Source organism: Dyadobacter pollutisoli (assembly GCF_026625565.1).
Taxonomy (GTDB): domain Bacteria; phylum Bacteroidota; class Bacteroidia; order Cytophagales; family Spirosomataceae; genus Dyadobacter; species Dyadobacter pollutisoli.
On record NZ_CP112998.1, the window covers coordinates 3,249,808 to 3,264,751 of the forward strand.

Annotated in this window: 11 protein-coding genes and 1 tRNA gene; 7 read left to right on the forward strand and 5 right to left on the reverse strand. The window is 44.0% G+C overall.

The window, feature by feature from the left end; translation table 11 throughout:
* Positions 1–9: 9 nt before the first annotated feature.
* Entirely contained in the window at positions 10–1,203 is a 1,194-nt protein-coding gene (locus ON006_RS13305) for a lanthionine synthetase LanC family protein (RefSeq protein ID WP_244820282.1), read from the reverse strand.
* The gene (locus ON006_RS13310; protein WP_244820283.1) at positions 1,175–3,580 is read right to left on the reverse strand and encodes a TonB-dependent receptor; all 2,406 of its coding nucleotides are present in this window, start codon (positions 3,578–3,580) and stop codon (positions 1,175–1,177) included. The genes ON006_RS13305 and ON006_RS13310 overlap by 29 nt, the downstream gene beginning before the upstream one ends.
* A gap of 203 nt (positions 3,581–3,783) precedes the next feature.
* Between ON006_RS13310 and ON006_RS13315 the strand changes: the two genes are divergently transcribed.
* The 7 genes from ON006_RS13315 to ON006_RS13345 all read left to right on the forward strand — a co-directional run bounded on the left by ON006_RS13315 (position 3,784) and on the right by ON006_RS13345 (position 8,493).
* Positions 3,784–3,854, forward strand: a tRNA-Glu gene (locus ON006_RS13315).
* Between the two features lie 71 nt (positions 3,855–3,925).
* Positions 3,926–4,102: a class I lanthipeptide gene (locus ON006_RS13320; RefSeq protein ID WP_244820284.1), complete on the forward strand. Its 177-nt coding sequence runs from the start codon at positions 3,926–3,928 to the stop codon at positions 4,100–4,102.
* Between the two features lie 103 nt (positions 4,103–4,205).
* A complete protein-coding gene (locus tag ON006_RS13325) occupies positions 4,206–4,385 on the forward strand; it encodes a hypothetical protein (protein WP_244820285.1) in 180 nt (59 codons plus the stop codon).
* A 42-nt stretch (positions 4,386–4,427) separates the two neighbouring features.
* Complete coding sequence (locus ON006_RS13330) at positions 4,428–4,613, forward strand: hypothetical protein (protein ID WP_244820286.1); 186 nt, start codon at positions 4,428–4,430, stop codon at positions 4,611–4,613.
* 161 nt (positions 4,614–4,774) lie between these two features.
* Positions 4,775–4,960, forward strand: coding sequence for a hypothetical protein (locus ON006_RS13335; protein ID WP_244820287.1), 186 nt, complete (start codon positions 4,775–4,777; stop codon positions 4,958–4,960).
* A gap of 86 nt (positions 4,961–5,046) precedes the next feature.
* Positions 5,047–5,229, forward strand: a complete 183-nt coding sequence (locus ON006_RS13340) for a hypothetical protein (protein WP_244820288.1) — start codon at positions 5,047–5,049, stop codon at positions 5,227–5,229.
* 129 nt (positions 5,230–5,358) lie between these two features.
* Positions 5,359–8,493 carry a lantibiotic dehydratase gene (locus ON006_RS13345; protein ID WP_244820289.1) on the forward strand — a complete coding sequence of 1,045 codons (3,135 nt, stop codon included), beginning with the start codon at positions 5,359–5,361 and terminating at the stop codon, positions 8,491–8,493.
* Between the two features lie 107 nt (positions 8,494–8,600).
* Here ON006_RS13345 and ON006_RS13350 read toward each other — a convergent pair whose 3' ends face one another.
* The 3 genes from ON006_RS13350 to ON006_RS13360 are packed head-to-tail and all read right to left on the reverse strand — an operon-like array spanning position 8,601 to position 14,942.
* On the reverse strand, positions 8,601–10,025 hold the full coding sequence (locus ON006_RS13350) for a sulfatase family protein (protein ID WP_244820290.1): 1,425 nt from the start codon (positions 10,023–10,025) through the stop codon (positions 8,601–8,603).
* 25 nt (positions 10,026–10,050) lie between these two features.
* Entirely contained in the window at positions 10,051–11,520 is a 1,470-nt protein-coding gene (locus ON006_RS13355) for a RagB/SusD family nutrient uptake outer membrane protein (protein ID WP_244820291.1), read from the reverse strand.
* 23 nt (positions 11,521–11,543) lie between these two features.
* The gene (locus ON006_RS13360) at positions 11,544–14,942 is read right to left on the reverse strand and encodes a SusC/RagA family TonB-linked outer membrane protein (RefSeq protein ID WP_244820292.1); all 3,399 of its coding nucleotides are present in this window, start codon (positions 14,940–14,942) and stop codon (positions 11,544–11,546) included.
* Positions 14,943–14,944 lie beyond the last annotated feature (2 nt).

Genomic DNA, 14,944 nt, shown 5'->3' on the forward strand with positions numbered 1-14,944 from the left:
AAAATGTTGCTAGATGAGCATGGTCGGAAGTGGTAAGTCTCTGTTCAAAAAACACATCATACCAATCCCTATCCCTGCAATTCCTTCATGAAAAGCAATATTGGTAGACAGGTGGCCTTGATTATACCTGGCCATAAACCCTGCCGTTTCGTTGTTGAATTTTCTCTGCCTAATGGATTCCGCATACCAAAAATCTGAGGCGTCTCGTAATTTCTCTGCCCTTATTGCCCGGTATAGTCGATCAAATCGAAGCGCCAGTCCGGTAGTACCATACAAAATACTGGCATCGCTTACGCCACAATCATCAAGCGTATGCCGAATACAGCAGAGATCCAGAGTCCGGTCGATTACGTCATTTACATCGGCTCTCTTTGTAACTTTCCAGGCGTTCCACAGGCCGCACGCAATCGCTAGATCTCCGTCCAATAGCGCATTTGACTTATTCGTGCTTCCTGACTTTGCCGGAAAATATCCCGGATTTGGCTTTTGTTCATGGCCAAGGAGAAAATCTGTTGCATGATCGATGATGCGAAGACAGTCACCTCGAAGGATATCATTCTCATAGATCGATGACAGCAATGTTATTATCCTCGACGAGCCGCAAACCATTCCCAAGTAAATCCCATCTCTTTTTGCAAATGGCCATTTCCAGTAATACCCTTTTTGATCTTTGATCGCAAACTTTTCAAATGCATGTACCAGATCTGCCAAGTGATCGATCGCCTCCGGATTTTCATTTATTCTGGTTAAAAAATACTCGCCGGCGAACATTGCTCCAAAATGATTCAATTCTCCCTCTCTTAGCTTTACCCTCATGAAAACACTAATCTGAGCGTCCAACTTGCGAAGTATCTCCGCATTGATCTGGGGAAGTAAGCCTTCATTTTTAACAAACTGAATGAATAAACCTATTTCTATAATCTCTCTGAAGTAGAGTATCGTGTCATCATATAATCTGAATGAAATTGCGGCGATGCTTTTTTCAAAATACTCGATCGCGGGCAATCTGTACTTTCCATCGTTTTTGAATTTGGCATAGAAGGAATAGAACAGAGCGATACTTAACAATCCGCTGCCGTAACCGACATACTTCAAATTGGTTGCATTTGGATCAAGCGAGGCACGAATGTCTTCGATAACGCCCTCTGTATACAACCGTTGATCCTGCAAGACACTAGTACATCCGGCCTCTCTGATCTTCATTGCCAAGTGATTTTTCTTTGATTTTCTTCACCGTTTTCTTACCGAAGTTGTAGCTGAACGAGAGCTGCACCCTGCGTGTGTCATAGAAATTGTTGACCGTCATATTTACATTTCCATAATGTGAACTGCCTCTCCATCTCCGTTGGCGAAAAACATCGGAAACACTCAGCTTGATATTGCCATGGTGGTTGAAAATTTGCCTCCCTATACCAAAATCAAGGCTGGAAGCACTTTTCAGTCTGTCAATTCCTTCGAGTCTGGGTGTTTGATAGTAAAATAATACTTCTCCTTTCCAATTGTTGGGCAAGGTGATCGTATTGATCATCTGCCCGTAACCACTCCACGCCGAGTTGTTGAAAGCAATATTCTGGTTCAATCCGGCATCATTCAAAACCGTGTAGCCGCCATATAATGTCACGCTGCTATTCACTTGTTTCAAAGGGTGGAAAGGGAATACCAGGGATAGCGAGTATTGGTCCTGGCTATCCATATTCTGGTACAGAAAAGTAGTTACCTTGGTCTCGTCGTTAATCTTTGGAATGTCAAACATCGCATTTTTAACATGTGTATAACCTAGGACGACGTTTAACTGCCTGAAAGTCTGCGTGAATTCCAGATTGTTGTTATACTGCGGAGTTAGCGTAGGATTGCCCTGCCGAATGGCATACTTTCCGGAATATGCCACAAATGGAATCAGTATAGAAAATGCCGGACGATTGATTTTTCTGCTGAAAGAAAGACCCCATTGATAGTTGTCCGACTGTTTGCTATGAATCAGAAATGAAGGGAAGAAATTCAGAAAGTCCCTTTTTCCCACGTGCTGAACATCCGACTGCGTTTGCTCCGCACGAATCCCGCCATTGAGTTTTATTTTCCCAATTTCCTGCGAAAACGTCAAGTATCCGGCTAAAATCGTCTCCTCATATCCCGATCTTGCAAACGGATTTTCGATCGGCGACTGAATACCATTTTTGACCTGAAACTGATCGATCGAATTATCGGACTGGGTATACATCCCTTTCACACCTACTTCAAATGAGGTTTTATCACTTACCTCGTAGTTGTAATCGAGTTGAGAAACCAGGAGCTTGATATCAGCACCATTGGAGGTGTTAATGCGGGTATCGCTGTCTTCTACTTTGTCACGATTAAGGTCAAAGTCATAGTAAAAAATATCCGAAAGGCTCGAATTGGTGTACCTGCTGAACGTGCTTACAAAATTCAAACTGCTTTTGCTGTACTTGCCTTCGTAATAGGCGCTGTAATTGTAGAGATGGCTTTTGCCTTCCCCCAGCGTTTTGCTCACCGTACCGTTTAGCAACGGGCTGTCTTCATTAATCAGGAAAAACGCTGCGGTTTCACTGATATCATCACGCCGCTTATCATTGGTGTTATCGAATGTAAAACCTAATGTGTTGCCTTTGTTCAAATTATAGGACACTCCCGCACTTACCGGCACAGTATTCCTCTTATAATTGTGTACCCCTTCATTCTCAAACAATTGGTTATCTGACCGGTACAAATTCGTTAAATGCTGGTTATTCTTTCCATCATAGAAACTATATCCCAGATTCGCGAACATCGAAAATTTGTTGTACCGGTATCCCAGGTTCAAACGTGGGCTCCACCGAAGCCTTTCACCCTGAGAAACCCGGCCGTCGAACTGGCCGGTAAATCCGTTTTGTGTCGCCTTTTTGGTAATAATGTTGATCACCCCGCCCGAAGCTGCGGCGTCGTATTTGGCCGATGGGTTGGTGTTCACCTCAATCTTTACAATGTCTTCCGATTTCATATTCGAAAGCATCATATTCAGTGTTTCGCCATAATAGGGCTTGTTGTCTATCAATACCAGTACATTACTTTTTCCCCGTACGGTAATTCCTCCCCCCATGCCTACGTTAACCAGTGGAATGACGCCCAGAAGCTCCGTTCCGTTTCGGCCTTTCGACAAGATGCTATTTTCGAGATTAACCACGATGCCATTAGGCCGTTGCTCCACCAGGGATCTGGCACCCTTTATCACCACCTCACCAAGCAATTTCTGATCGGTAGCCATCGTCACATCACCTAAATCAGCCACATTGTGCTCAGCATTGACCTGAATAGGCCCCCTGAAAACCTTCTGGTACTCAATGGAAGTAATGGTAATAATGTATACTCCAGACTTGACGTTCGCAATTTCGAAATAACCCGAGGTATCCGTCAAGGTTCCCTGCACCAGGCTCGTGTCCCCCGATGTATAAAGTGTAACGGAGGCAAACTCCACAGGAGCTTGGCGGCTGCCGTCGATAGCATGACCTTTGATCGATCCGCTCTGCGCTTTTACAGACATCGCGTTTACCAAAAACGCTGCGATGAAAACCAAATATCTTCCCATACCATTCTTCATTTAAGTTATTAACTCAGAAACAACATAGCAATTTTACCTGCTAATAATGACCACTTCAATTTTAAGCGACTAACGTCTTCTTTTTTGCGACGAACTGCAATTCGTTCATGAATTGCAGTTCGTCGCAAAAATTTTCTATTGCAATACCGGCGCATTTAGTTTGCAAACATAAAATTTAGCGCAATCACAATGGTCTGTTGGTCTAGCGGTAGGACGTTTCATTTTCGATGAAAAAACAGAGGTTCGAATCCTTTACAGATTACAAACATTTAAAATAGATCATACCTATTTCAAATGTGATTCTTAACTATTCAAACATAAACTTTTACGATTATGAAGGACGAAAATCAAAAACCAGCAGAAGAAACAACTAAGAAGTTAATCGAAGTTGCAAAAGAAAAAATTACTGAACTGGATGACGACCAGCTGGAAAAGCTTGCCGGTGGCGCTGCTATCGACGAAGCTGGAACTGGCCAGGGTGCTTGCTCCTGCCAAAACCACTCATGCTAATAGGAAGTTCTACTTCTGTTGGTTACCTGCATTGATAAATATGTAGGTAACCAATAAAGTCTAAGAAAATGAATCAGCCTGATAAGCCTAAACTGCTACGATCATGAAAGATGAAAACAAAAATCCGTCAGAAGAAAAAATAATTAAATCCATAGAGGTTGCAAAGGAAAAGCTTGCTGAACTGGATGACGATCAGCTGGAAAATCTTGCTGGTGGAACCGATCACGAACAAGCAACCGCAAGTGGATGCTCCTGCCAAAGCGGATGCAATACGACCTTTTAAGGCAAAATAAAAGACAAGGGAAATAGTCAAACTTGTACAATCATGAAAAACGAAAATCAAAATCCATTCGAAGAAAAAATAAATAAATCAATTGAGATAGCAAAGGAAAAATTGACTGAATTGGATGACGATCAATTGGAAAAACTTTCAGGAGGATCTACGGATCAAGAAATGACTACCGGACATGGTAGCGCCTGCTCTTGTCAGACTCTTTGCCCGGAAAATTAATTTTTTTGGAGCGTAAAAATTAGCCTATTCGTCTAGTGGAAAGGCTTTCATTATTATGAAAAACAGAGGTTCGATTCCTTTACAGGCTGCAAACATTTAGAGGAAATTTAATAATTCTTAAATGTGGTTTTTAATTTTTTAAACATAAACTTTTTAGAATCATGAAAGACGAAAATTTAAACCAATCGGGAGGTCCGGAAGAAGACAAAGACAAAATTATTGAAGTTGCCAAAGAAAGACTAAGTGAGCTGGATGAAGAACAGCTTGAAAAATTGTCGGGCGGTATTGCCGACGCCGAGGCTGACAGCTGGCTTGGATGTAGCTGCGAACGTCACTCCTGTAATTAACAGGCTGATCCATTGGATCGCCTACATCATTCATTGAATTCCATTTAAATACATATCTATCTTTTAACACTCAAACTTTTACGATCATGAAAGACGAAAGCACAAATCCATCAGAAAACGCAGACGAAACAAAAAAACTCATTGACGTAGCAAAAGAAAAACTCAACGAATTGGATGAAGATCAGCTGGAAAACCTGGCCGGAGGATCTGTTGATCTGGAAGCCGGAACTGGTCAGGGAGCCTGTTCATGCCAAAATCACTCCTGTTAATTCGCATTCGAGCCAGGTGCCTGTTTAAGCGCCTGGCTCAATCCGTAATTTACAACGCACCACCATACAAAGCCTTTGCTTAAATTCCTTGATTCTGGTGAGATTATACAAACAATAGTTCTGTTCGCAATGACTGGCATCGATTTCAAAGACCGCTTTCTCCTGAGAAAACCTCTCCTTTCCATTGACCAGCTGATGTCTTCACAAAATCTGGTGCAAGAGAAGGGACACATGTACCTCATACCTTTTATGAGGGAAACGTTCTCTGCACCGCTGTTCCAGGAGGCCATCTACACGGCATCCACTGACTTATACCATGAACTTATCAAATGGCTTAAACTACCTGAATCGCAGACCGATAACGACATCAAACTGGCGACAAGCCTGTACAAATACTATACACGCATGTGTATGCGAAGCACACCGTACGGCCTCTTTTCGGGCTGCTCGATGGGATCATTCCACACTCTGGAGAACACGAGCTTTCGCGTGAACAACGAAAATATACGTAAGCGCTCTCGTCTGGACATGAACTACCTTGCTGAAATAGCAATTTTCATAGCTCAGGATGATGAGATTAAGCCATATCTGGTTTACAAACCCAATAGCAGCATGTATAAGCTCGGCGAAAATCTTCGCCTGGTGGAATACAGGCTTAAAAATAAAAAGAGAACCTACTCCTCCTGCCGGGTAAAGAAAAATTACCTGCTTGATCTTGTGGTCGAAAGGGCTGCCGGTGGAGCATTCATATCCGAGCTGGCTGCGTGCCTGGACAATGATTTAGATTTAAGCACCGCAACCCAGTTTATCAATAACTTAATTGACGGGCAGATCCTGGTAAGTGACCTGGAACCAACGCTCACAGGTAAATCCTTTTTCAATTACCTTCTGGAAAGACTCGCCAAAATTCCAACCGCCGGAAAATATCTTTCTTTTCTCAATGAAATCAATAACACACTGGAAAACGAAGAACGGTCAGTGGCTCATTACATTGATTTGCATAGCAAAATTATCAAATCATTTCCCAATACCTCCGGAAAAGATTTGATTCAAACGGACCTGTTCTTCGACGAAACAAATCTTAAAATAGGGTCTAAAATTAAGGAAACACTCTCTATCCAAATCTCGGAGTTGTTAAAGGTCAATTTCAAAGCAAAAAATGAAGATCTTGAAACATTCATCACTAATTTTTCAAGTCGGTACGAAGGAGAAGAAATTCCTCTTGCCATTGCGCTAGATAATGAATCCGGAATTGGATATGGTATCAGTTCGAGAAGGATATCCAACCATATGCCTTTGCTAAATAATCTTAGCCTGCCAGAGAGAAAAAAAATACAGTCCATGGATTGGACGGACCGGAATAAAATTATTTATCAGAAAGTTCAATATGCGAAAAAAAATAAAGAGTCGGTCATCTTTATCAGCGATAATGACATTCAATCATTGATTGATAAAGATAATATTACATTAAATTTCCCGCCAAGTATGCAGGCATTTGGCTCGCTCCTGACAAACAGCAACGGGTCGATTGGTGAAAACAATTTCCTATTCGATCTGACTGTACTAGGTGGTAAATCTTCGAATAATATTTTAGCCCGATTTGGGCTTGATTCACAAAATATATTTGATGAATTAAGCGGTACTTGTCGCTATGAAGAAGAATCAACCGAAAAGATCATTGCAGAGATTGTTCACCTTCCGCAGTCCAGAATAGGAAACATTCTGATGAGACCGCATACATTCAAATATGAAATTCCATATTTAGGTCAGTCATCGGTTTCGGAAGAGTTTCAAATACCGATCAATGATTTAATGGTCTCTGTTTCGGGAGACAGAGTTGTGTTGAGAAGTAAAAAGTTAAATAAAGAAATTTTACCTTCACTTACTAATGCCCATAACTTTGCGAAAGGATTGCCGGTTTATAAATTTCTTTGTGATCTTCAATTTCAGCAGTTGAGTCAGCCATTTTCCTGGACGTCTTCTATTGATCAGGAAGAAATTTACATTCCACGAATCCAATACAAAAATATTATTCTTAGAAAATCTCAATGGAATTTAAAGAAGGAATATTTTAATGTTTCAGTTGATACATTTAATGTATTTAAAAAATTGAAGGACGAATACAACATTCCAAGGTTTGTATTGCTGTCACAAGGCGACAATCAGCTCTTAATTGATACTGACTCCGAGAATACACTGGCGGTTTTAAAAACCTACCTATCAAAAGGCGACATTAAATTAGTCGAGTTCTTACAAACACCTGAAAATTGTATTTTAAAAGACGATCTTGGTAACAGATATTGTAATGAAATCATTTTTTCCCTACTGATACGCAAAGAAAAACCAGCATTACCCGGCATTCAGAAAAGTCCCGTAGCAGTAACAAAAAGAAAATATACCATTGGCAGTGAATGGTTATATGTGAAAATCTACGCCGGCACTAAAACGGCCGATAAAATCCTTACTTCCCTGATCCGGCCATTGTGTAAAGAGCTCATTGAAAATGAAACCATTGACAAGTGGTTCTTTCTTCGCTATGCCGATCCGGAAGACCATATACGGATCAGGTTTCATAGTAAAAAAGAGAATTTCTGGCCCGAAATTCTTATGAGATTGAATCAGGCGTTACAGGTTTCCATTGAAAACAGGGAAGTGCACAAATTTCAGGTGGATACGTATAACCAGGAAATCGAGCGATACGGTGCAGATACCATGGAAATGAGCGAATCGCTCTTCTTTAATGACAGTCTGGCTGCCGTCAACTTCCTTAATTTGATTGAGGGTGAAGAAGGTGAAAAATATCGCTGGCTCTTTGCCATTCGAAGCATTGACATGCTATTCTCGGATTTTTCGCTCGATTTGAAAGAGCGACATACCGTAATGGAATTGATGTCTCAAAACTACTTCAAGGAATTTTCCGGGAACGACAAATTAAAACACAACCTGAATCAGAAATACAGAGAAAACAGACAGTCAATAGAAAATATACTGGACCCAAAAAAGGACCAACCTGTGGTTAAACACGCTGCCAGGTACTTTGAAACACGATCCGGCATGAACAGGGCAATTTTGGACAAACTGCATTTGACACTTGCCAAAAAGGAGCGACTACTTTACAGTCACATTCACATGACATCGATCAGATTACTCATTGCGGAGCCTAGAATGCAGGAGCTGGTGATTTATCATTACCTGTCCAAATATTATGAGTCATTACTTGCTCGCGCTAAAAGTGTGAAAGGCTACATTGCTGAACTAGTTTGAAGTGCAATTTTAGTGTAAAAGGAAAAGGGGTAATCGTACCTGTACTGACCGAAAAGTAAAAGTTGTCTTTTCGGGTTAGGTCCATTACCCCTCTTCCCTATTGATGTTCAATCTTTTTTAGCCGGCAGTACTTTCTCAATTTCGGAGGGTGGCAGTATAAATGCGTTTTTCTGCTTCTCGAACTCTTTTGTTAAATCGGCTACCACATCCGGATAATCCTTGGCAAGATCATACTTTTCACTTGGATCGTTTTCTATATTGTACAGCAAAGGTACCGCATGGGTTTCCGGTGCCACAGGTGAATAGGATGCATGTGTCACAAAATGAGCTTTCCAGGATCCTTTGCGAATAGCAAAAACATTTTCGTTGATGTAGTATGGCAATGTCTCACGGGCATTTTCTTTCTGCCCCATCAGCACGCTCGTCTGGTCGATCCCATCCAGTACACTTCCGCTACCATTTGTTACGTTGGCTAGCCTGCTAATCGTTGGAAATAAGTCCAAAGCACTAATTAACGCTTCGCTGGTTACACCGGCTTTAATTTTCCCAGGCCACCAGGCTATTCCCGGCACACGCATCCCACCCTCGTAAGTAGAATTTTTGCCTTCGTACAACAATCCGGCAGATCCGGAGTGGTCCTTCATAACCATCCAGGGGCCATTGTCACTGGTAAAAACAATGAGTGTGTTCTTATCCAGCTTCAAATCTTTCAGCGTTTTCAGGATTTGTCCCACGCTCCAATCCAGCTCCGCTACTACATCACCATACAATCCGCGTTTGCTTTTGCCTTCAAACTCGGGTGATGCAAAGAGCGGCGTATGCGGAAAATTGCTGGCATAGTACATGAAAAACGGTTTGTCTTTACTTTTTTTGATAAAGTTCACCACTTCTTCCGTATAGCGTTTGGTCAGAAAGTGCTGATCCGGCTCCTCTTCAATCACAGTTTCATTACGGTACAATGGCAACACAGGTGCATTGGCTCTGGGGCCTGGTGGAATATTGTATACACCTCCCTTCATGGTCGTAAACACCTTGCCCATATCATTGGAATAGGGCGTACCAAACCAGTAGTCAAATCCTTGGCGGGTTGGCAAAAATTCTGGCAAATGACCCAGATGCCACTTCCCGATCAAGCCGGTGGCATATCCCTTGGTCTTGAGCATTTCCGCAATGGTGACTTCGCTGAGTGGCAAACCGCTAGCCGAGTTCTGGCGAAAAACATCTCCCTTGCCATACACACCGGTTCTCGCCGGCAGCCTGCCGGTCATTAATCCGGCCCGGCTTGGGGTGCAGACTGCGGCACACGCATAGAACTGCGTAAAACGCATCCCTTCTGCTGCCATTTGATCCAGATACGGCGTTTTGATCGTGGGATGCCCATAACACCCCAGATCACCATATCCCAGATCGTCGGCCAGAATAACAATAATGTTAGGTGATTTTGCTTGCTGTGCCAAGATTTGTCCACCGGACAAAAGCAGGATAAATATCCATTTGCTTCGAATTAACCCTTGTAAAAAATACTTTTTCATAGATTCATATTCAATAAAATTGCTGTTAATAACCTGGATTCTGATCCGTCGGAGCAATATCCGGATTGTTGTCAATCTCCTGTTTAGGAATAGGCATCAGAAATACGGTACTTGAAATATCAAGACCTTTGGCCTCCTTGATGATCTGCTTTGCTGTTCCCGTTCTTACCAGGTCATACCAGCGCTTTCCTTCTACCATAAACTCATAAGCCCTTTCTTTGAGAACAAGATCGCGAAATGATGACTTCGTAAGGCCATCCAAAGTGAAATCTACCGGAGAGGGGCTGGCCGGGGCATAACCATAAGCGCGTCGATGAACCATGTTGAGCCGTTCCAGGGCCTGTTGATTGGGTGCCGCTCCGGCCTGGCTAGCCGCCTCAGCATAGATCAACAGGACATCTGCGTACCGGTAAATAGGGAAATCGTTACCGTGGGCAATTCCGGTAGGGGCCGCCGAATCCTTGAATTTACCGAATCGTATTGGTTGTGTCGCTCCATTGGGGACGATAACGCCCTGTTTGTTGGGCCCCGCTGTATAGAGATTGAAGCTTTTTCTGAGATCAGCCTCCGGCCAATCGCGTAATAAGGGATAGTTCGGAAATCCGAAAAAAGTCCCGAATCCGTTGCTCGCCCACTGACTGTTGTTGAGATGATAAAATTGGGGTAGCCCCGAGCCTCCGGCCACGGACCGCTGGAATTTAATCGAAAATACTTCCTCGGTTGACGTTGTCACATCTGCCCCGAAAACTTTTTCGAAGTCGCCAGGCTGCTTGACGTTTACCAGCGAGTAAGCCTGAGAACCTATCACCTCCTCTGCTTTATCCCTCGCTGCTGCCCACATTTCACGTGTGAGATATACGTCGGCAAGCATTGTTTTGACCGCTCCGGATGTGGGCTTACCGATGATGGACTGCGTTAAAGGCAGACTGGCTTCGGCCAATTTCAGATCAGCAATTATAAGCGCATAAACATTTTCGATGCTTTCCCGCTTACCACCCAGACTGTTCAAATTTTCCGTCGGCTCTGTTCTGATGGGTACACCTCCAAAAAGCTTTACTAAATTGTAATATGCCAGAGCCCGAAGAAAATAGGCCTCGCCCAGTAGCTGCGTTTTTTGAGTTTCATCCATCGAAATCGGTGGAACATATTTCAATACCCGGTTGGCTGCATCGATCGTTTTGTAAAAACCCGTCCAAAACCCATCTGTCACAGAAATGATCGAAGTCGAGATTTGGTATTGCGACATGGGTATGTAAAATCCCTGCCCGGACGAATAATCTTCCAGCGCAGTGGTATGCACCAGGTAACGGAAACCGTACATGGTAGTCCCATGCAGTGTTCCGGAGATTGCAGTTACCGCCGAGTTGGCATCAGCTGCTGTTTTGTAAAAATTATTACTGGCCAGTAAGCTTTCAGGATTTTCATCCAGCAAATCCCGGCATGAAAAGGTTAAGAAACTAACCGTAAGCAGAGCATATAATGTTATTTTTTTCATGATTGATTGCTTGAAAAGAAGAGTTAGAAGCCTAGGCGTGCGCCGACAGTATATGTTTTGGCAGTTGGATAACCGGTTTGGTCGATGCCCATTGAGATCGAGTTAGCCCCGCCCAGCGTATTCACTTCCGGATCGTACCAGCTATACTTCGTAAAAGTGACCAGGTTCTGTCCGCTTACATAGAGCTGAGCACTACGCACCCATTTGATATTCAAACGATTCGCCGGGATATTGTAGGCCAGCTGGATACTTTTCAGTCTCAGGAAAGATCCATCCTCAATAAAGCGGTTGGACTCTTTGAATGAGGTGCTGGCGCTGATCTTTGGATATTTGGCAGCAGGATCCGGACTGGCTGCCACCCAGTGATTGTTGTAAACATCTCTGATCTGATTTTCGCCGAAGTACATACTACTTGCTTGGTTGGTCAGGTTGGCATTAAAAATATCACCCCCCTGTTTGCCCAGCCAGAACATATTCAGACTAAAATCCTTGTATGACATGTTGCTTCCAAAGTTGTAAAGAAAGTCAGGATTTGGGTCACCAATAATAGTCTTGTCTGCAAGGGTTAGCACATTGTCCGCGTTCAAATCCTTGTACTTAATTGCACCCTTTTCGTTGAGGCCATCTTCAAGATACCCATAGAAAACCCCGATCGGCTGACCGACACGTATCAGGTTTACAGCCACTGATAATGGTTGCTGGAGTGCTGTCCCAAACACATCGCTCCCGCCTGCCAGTTTGAGTACTTCGCTTCGGTTTCGTGTAATGTTTAGGTTCAGGTCCCATTTAACCGATTTCGAATTGATGATATTGGCGTTCAACCCCAGCTCGATTCCACGGTTACGAATCTGGCCGATATTTTGAATGGTGCTGGTGTATCCTGTAGACTGTTGAAGCGGGACAGTTGCCAGTAGATCTCTGGTATTTTTTAGATAATAATCGAATGTAAGCGAGAAGCGGTTTCTGAGAATGGCCAGGTCAAGACCGGCATTGAATTGAGCCGTTGACTCCCATTTTAGATTTGGATTAGTCAGCTGCGCCGTGGTCAGTTGCCCTACATAAAGTTGATCATTGTAAACCGTATTGATCGGGCTTAACGTAAAAAGTGTCTGATAGGGAGATAGTGCCGTGTTACCCGTCACGCCATAGGACAGGCGAAGTTTCAGGTCCGAAATGGTCCTTAAATTCTGGGCGAAGGGTTCATCAATCACCCGCCAGCCGAAAGCTGCGGAAGGGAAATATCCCCATTTGTTATTGGCCCCGAAGCGTGAAGAGCCATCGGCCCGCATGCTGGCTGTAAACAAATACCGGCTTTTGAAGGCATAATTCGCCCTGGCCAGATAGGAGAAAAGGACCCATTTGTACGAAGTGCTGGTGGGTATGCCTGGATTGCTTCCCACCCCAATGTTTTCAGATCCAAGCCCCTCATAATTAAAACCCGTAGCGCTTGCAGAGAACGATCTGCTATTCTCCTGCTGATAAGTGACTCCGCCCAGTAGGGTTAGCTCGTGGTCTTTGGCAAGTTTGGGAATATAAGTAGCGGTATTTTCATTCAGTAAATTGAAACGGTTAGCGTAGGTAATGTTGGCAGAACCATTTGGTGTGGTAGTGATCACAGAAGGCGAGTACAAATCGCCTCTCATGGAGCTATTTTCTATACCGACCGATGATCTCAAAGTCAGATTTTTTACCGGCTGATAACTAAGGGCCATGCTGCTGAGGATATATATTTCATTGTTCTTTTGCTTTCTGGCCTCGGCTAGCGCCAGAGGATTTTCCAGGCTGTTTGGGCTAAATGCATAAGGTTTAATAAAACTATAATTTCCTGCTTCATTTCGGGGCGTGATAGTTGGAGGCGATCCAAGCGCCGCAGAAACGATTGTGCTTCCTTTCTGGCCATTGTCGGCCAATAACTGCGAACGATTTGTATTAGTCAGCACTGCATTGTACATCAACCGTACCTTATCCCCTAACCTCTGATTGAGGTTCGCACGAAAACTCTCCCGGTTGTAGTTGGATCCCCGAATGATCCCCTGCTGGCCAAAAAAGTTTCCAGAAAGCGCGTACTGTGTATTTTCACTCCCGCCTGCAACCGAAAGAGCGTGATTTTGCATGGGTGCTTTTCGAAAAATTACATCCTGCCAATCTGTTCCCTGGCCAAATCCGCTGATCTGCGAAGAGGTAAAATACGGCGCTACACCATCATTGACCGCACGCTCGTTAGCCAGCGTTGCAAACTCTTGCGCATTCATCAGGTCAAGTTTTTTGTTAACCTGCTGGACGGCATAGTAGCTGTCAATAGTTACCTGGGGTTTCCCAACTTTCCCCTGCTTGGTTGTGATCAAAATAACACCATTTGCCCCTCTCGAACCGTATATCGCAGTAGCCGATGCATCTTTTAAAACCTCCATTGATTCAATCTCATTCGGGCTGATTGCATTTGGCGGCCCCGATAACGCAAAGCCATCCACGACATAAAGTGGCTCGTTGCTGCCCTGCAATGAATTCCCGCCACGGATCCTGACACTTAATGTAGTACCTGGTTCGCCTGAATTTTGCATAACCTGAACCCCGGGAGAACGCCCCTGCAGGCCCTGCACAGCGTTCATGGTGGGATAGGCAGTTAGTTCTTTGGCCGATACTGAGCCGACGGAGCCTGTGATGTCGCTCTTTTTGACAGTACCATACCCGACAACGACTATTTCTTCAAGCGTTTTATCGTCAGGTAAAAGTTGAACATCAATCACCGAGCGGTTGCCCACTGCCACTTCCTGAGACGTGTAACCTACCAGGGAATAAACCAGGATGTGATCACCAGATTCCGGCAAGCCCAACTGATAGCGCCCGTCCACGTCCGTAGAAATGCCCCGGGTACTTCCCTTTAACAAAACATTCACCCCTGGCAGGCCCTCTCCTACCTCACTGGTCACACGTCCGCTGACAACCTGGTCAGCTTTCGAACTATTTAGTCTCAGTGGATTAAGGTCAGCCGCGGAGGCTGCTCCCTCAGAACCAGGGGTTGCACCTAAGCCGTCCGAAATCATCATCACACTGGTTGTAAGCTTTTTTTCAATGCGTTGACCCGAAATAAGATATGCCCCGTCCTTTACTTTCCGATATTGAAGTCCGGTGTTTTTTAAGATGGACTTCAAATTTTCTTCCAGGTTCTTTTTCTGATTGATGACATCGCCAGGGACCGTTATACCTTCCACCAGCTGATCTCCGTAGAGTATATCTACGCCGAAGCGAAGTTTGAGATCTTTCAGTACATCCGTCAGCGGACGCGCGGAATTTGCAGTCGATTTGGGCACAGAATGCTCATCCTGCGGAGTAAATAAGGGCATAGAAGTAGCTAGTTGACCGGAAATGGCCAGACAGGCTACCAGTCCCAAAGCCGGGAAGCTAGTAGATTTAAAACACATAA

Excerpts from the sequence above, each read along its gene's own strand:
- ON006_RS13305 (WP_244820282.1), bottom strand. The coding sequence starts at position 1,203 with ATGAAGATCAGAGAGGCCGGATGTACTAGTGTCTTGCAGGATCAACGG.
- ON006_RS13310 (WP_244820283.1), bottom strand. The coding sequence starts at position 3,580 with ATGGGAAGATATTTGGTTTTCATCGCAGCGTTTTTGGTAAACGCGATG.
- ON006_RS13320 (WP_244820284.1), top strand. The coding sequence starts at position 3,926 with ATGAAGGACGAAAATCAAAAACCAGCAGAAGAAACAACTAAGAAGTTA.
- ON006_RS13325 (WP_244820285.1), top strand. The coding sequence starts at position 4,206 with ATGAAAGATGAAAACAAAAATCCGTCAGAAGAAAAAATAATTAAATCC.
- ON006_RS13330 (WP_244820286.1), top strand. The coding sequence starts at position 4,428 with ATGAAAAACGAAAATCAAAATCCATTCGAAGAAAAAATAAATAAATCA.
- ON006_RS13335 (WP_244820287.1), top strand. The coding sequence starts at position 4,775 with ATGAAAGACGAAAATTTAAACCAATCGGGAGGTCCGGAAGAAGACAAA.
- ON006_RS13340 (WP_244820288.1), top strand. The coding sequence starts at position 5,047 with ATGAAAGACGAAAGCACAAATCCATCAGAAAACGCAGACGAAACAAAA.
- ON006_RS13345 (WP_244820289.1), top strand. The coding sequence starts at position 5,359 with ATGACTGGCATCGATTTCAAAGACCGCTTTCTCCTGAGAAAACCTCTC.
- ON006_RS13350 (WP_244820290.1), bottom strand. The coding sequence starts at position 10,025 with ATGAAAAAGTATTTTTTACAAGGGTTAATTCGAAGCAAATGGATATTT.
- ON006_RS13355 (WP_244820291.1), bottom strand. The coding sequence starts at position 11,520 with ATGAAAAAAATAACATTATATGCTCTGCTTACGGTTAGTTTCTTAACC.
- ON006_RS13360 (WP_244820292.1), bottom strand. The coding sequence starts at position 14,942 with ATGTGTTTTAAATCTACTAGCTTCCCGGCTTTGGGACTGGTAGCCTGT.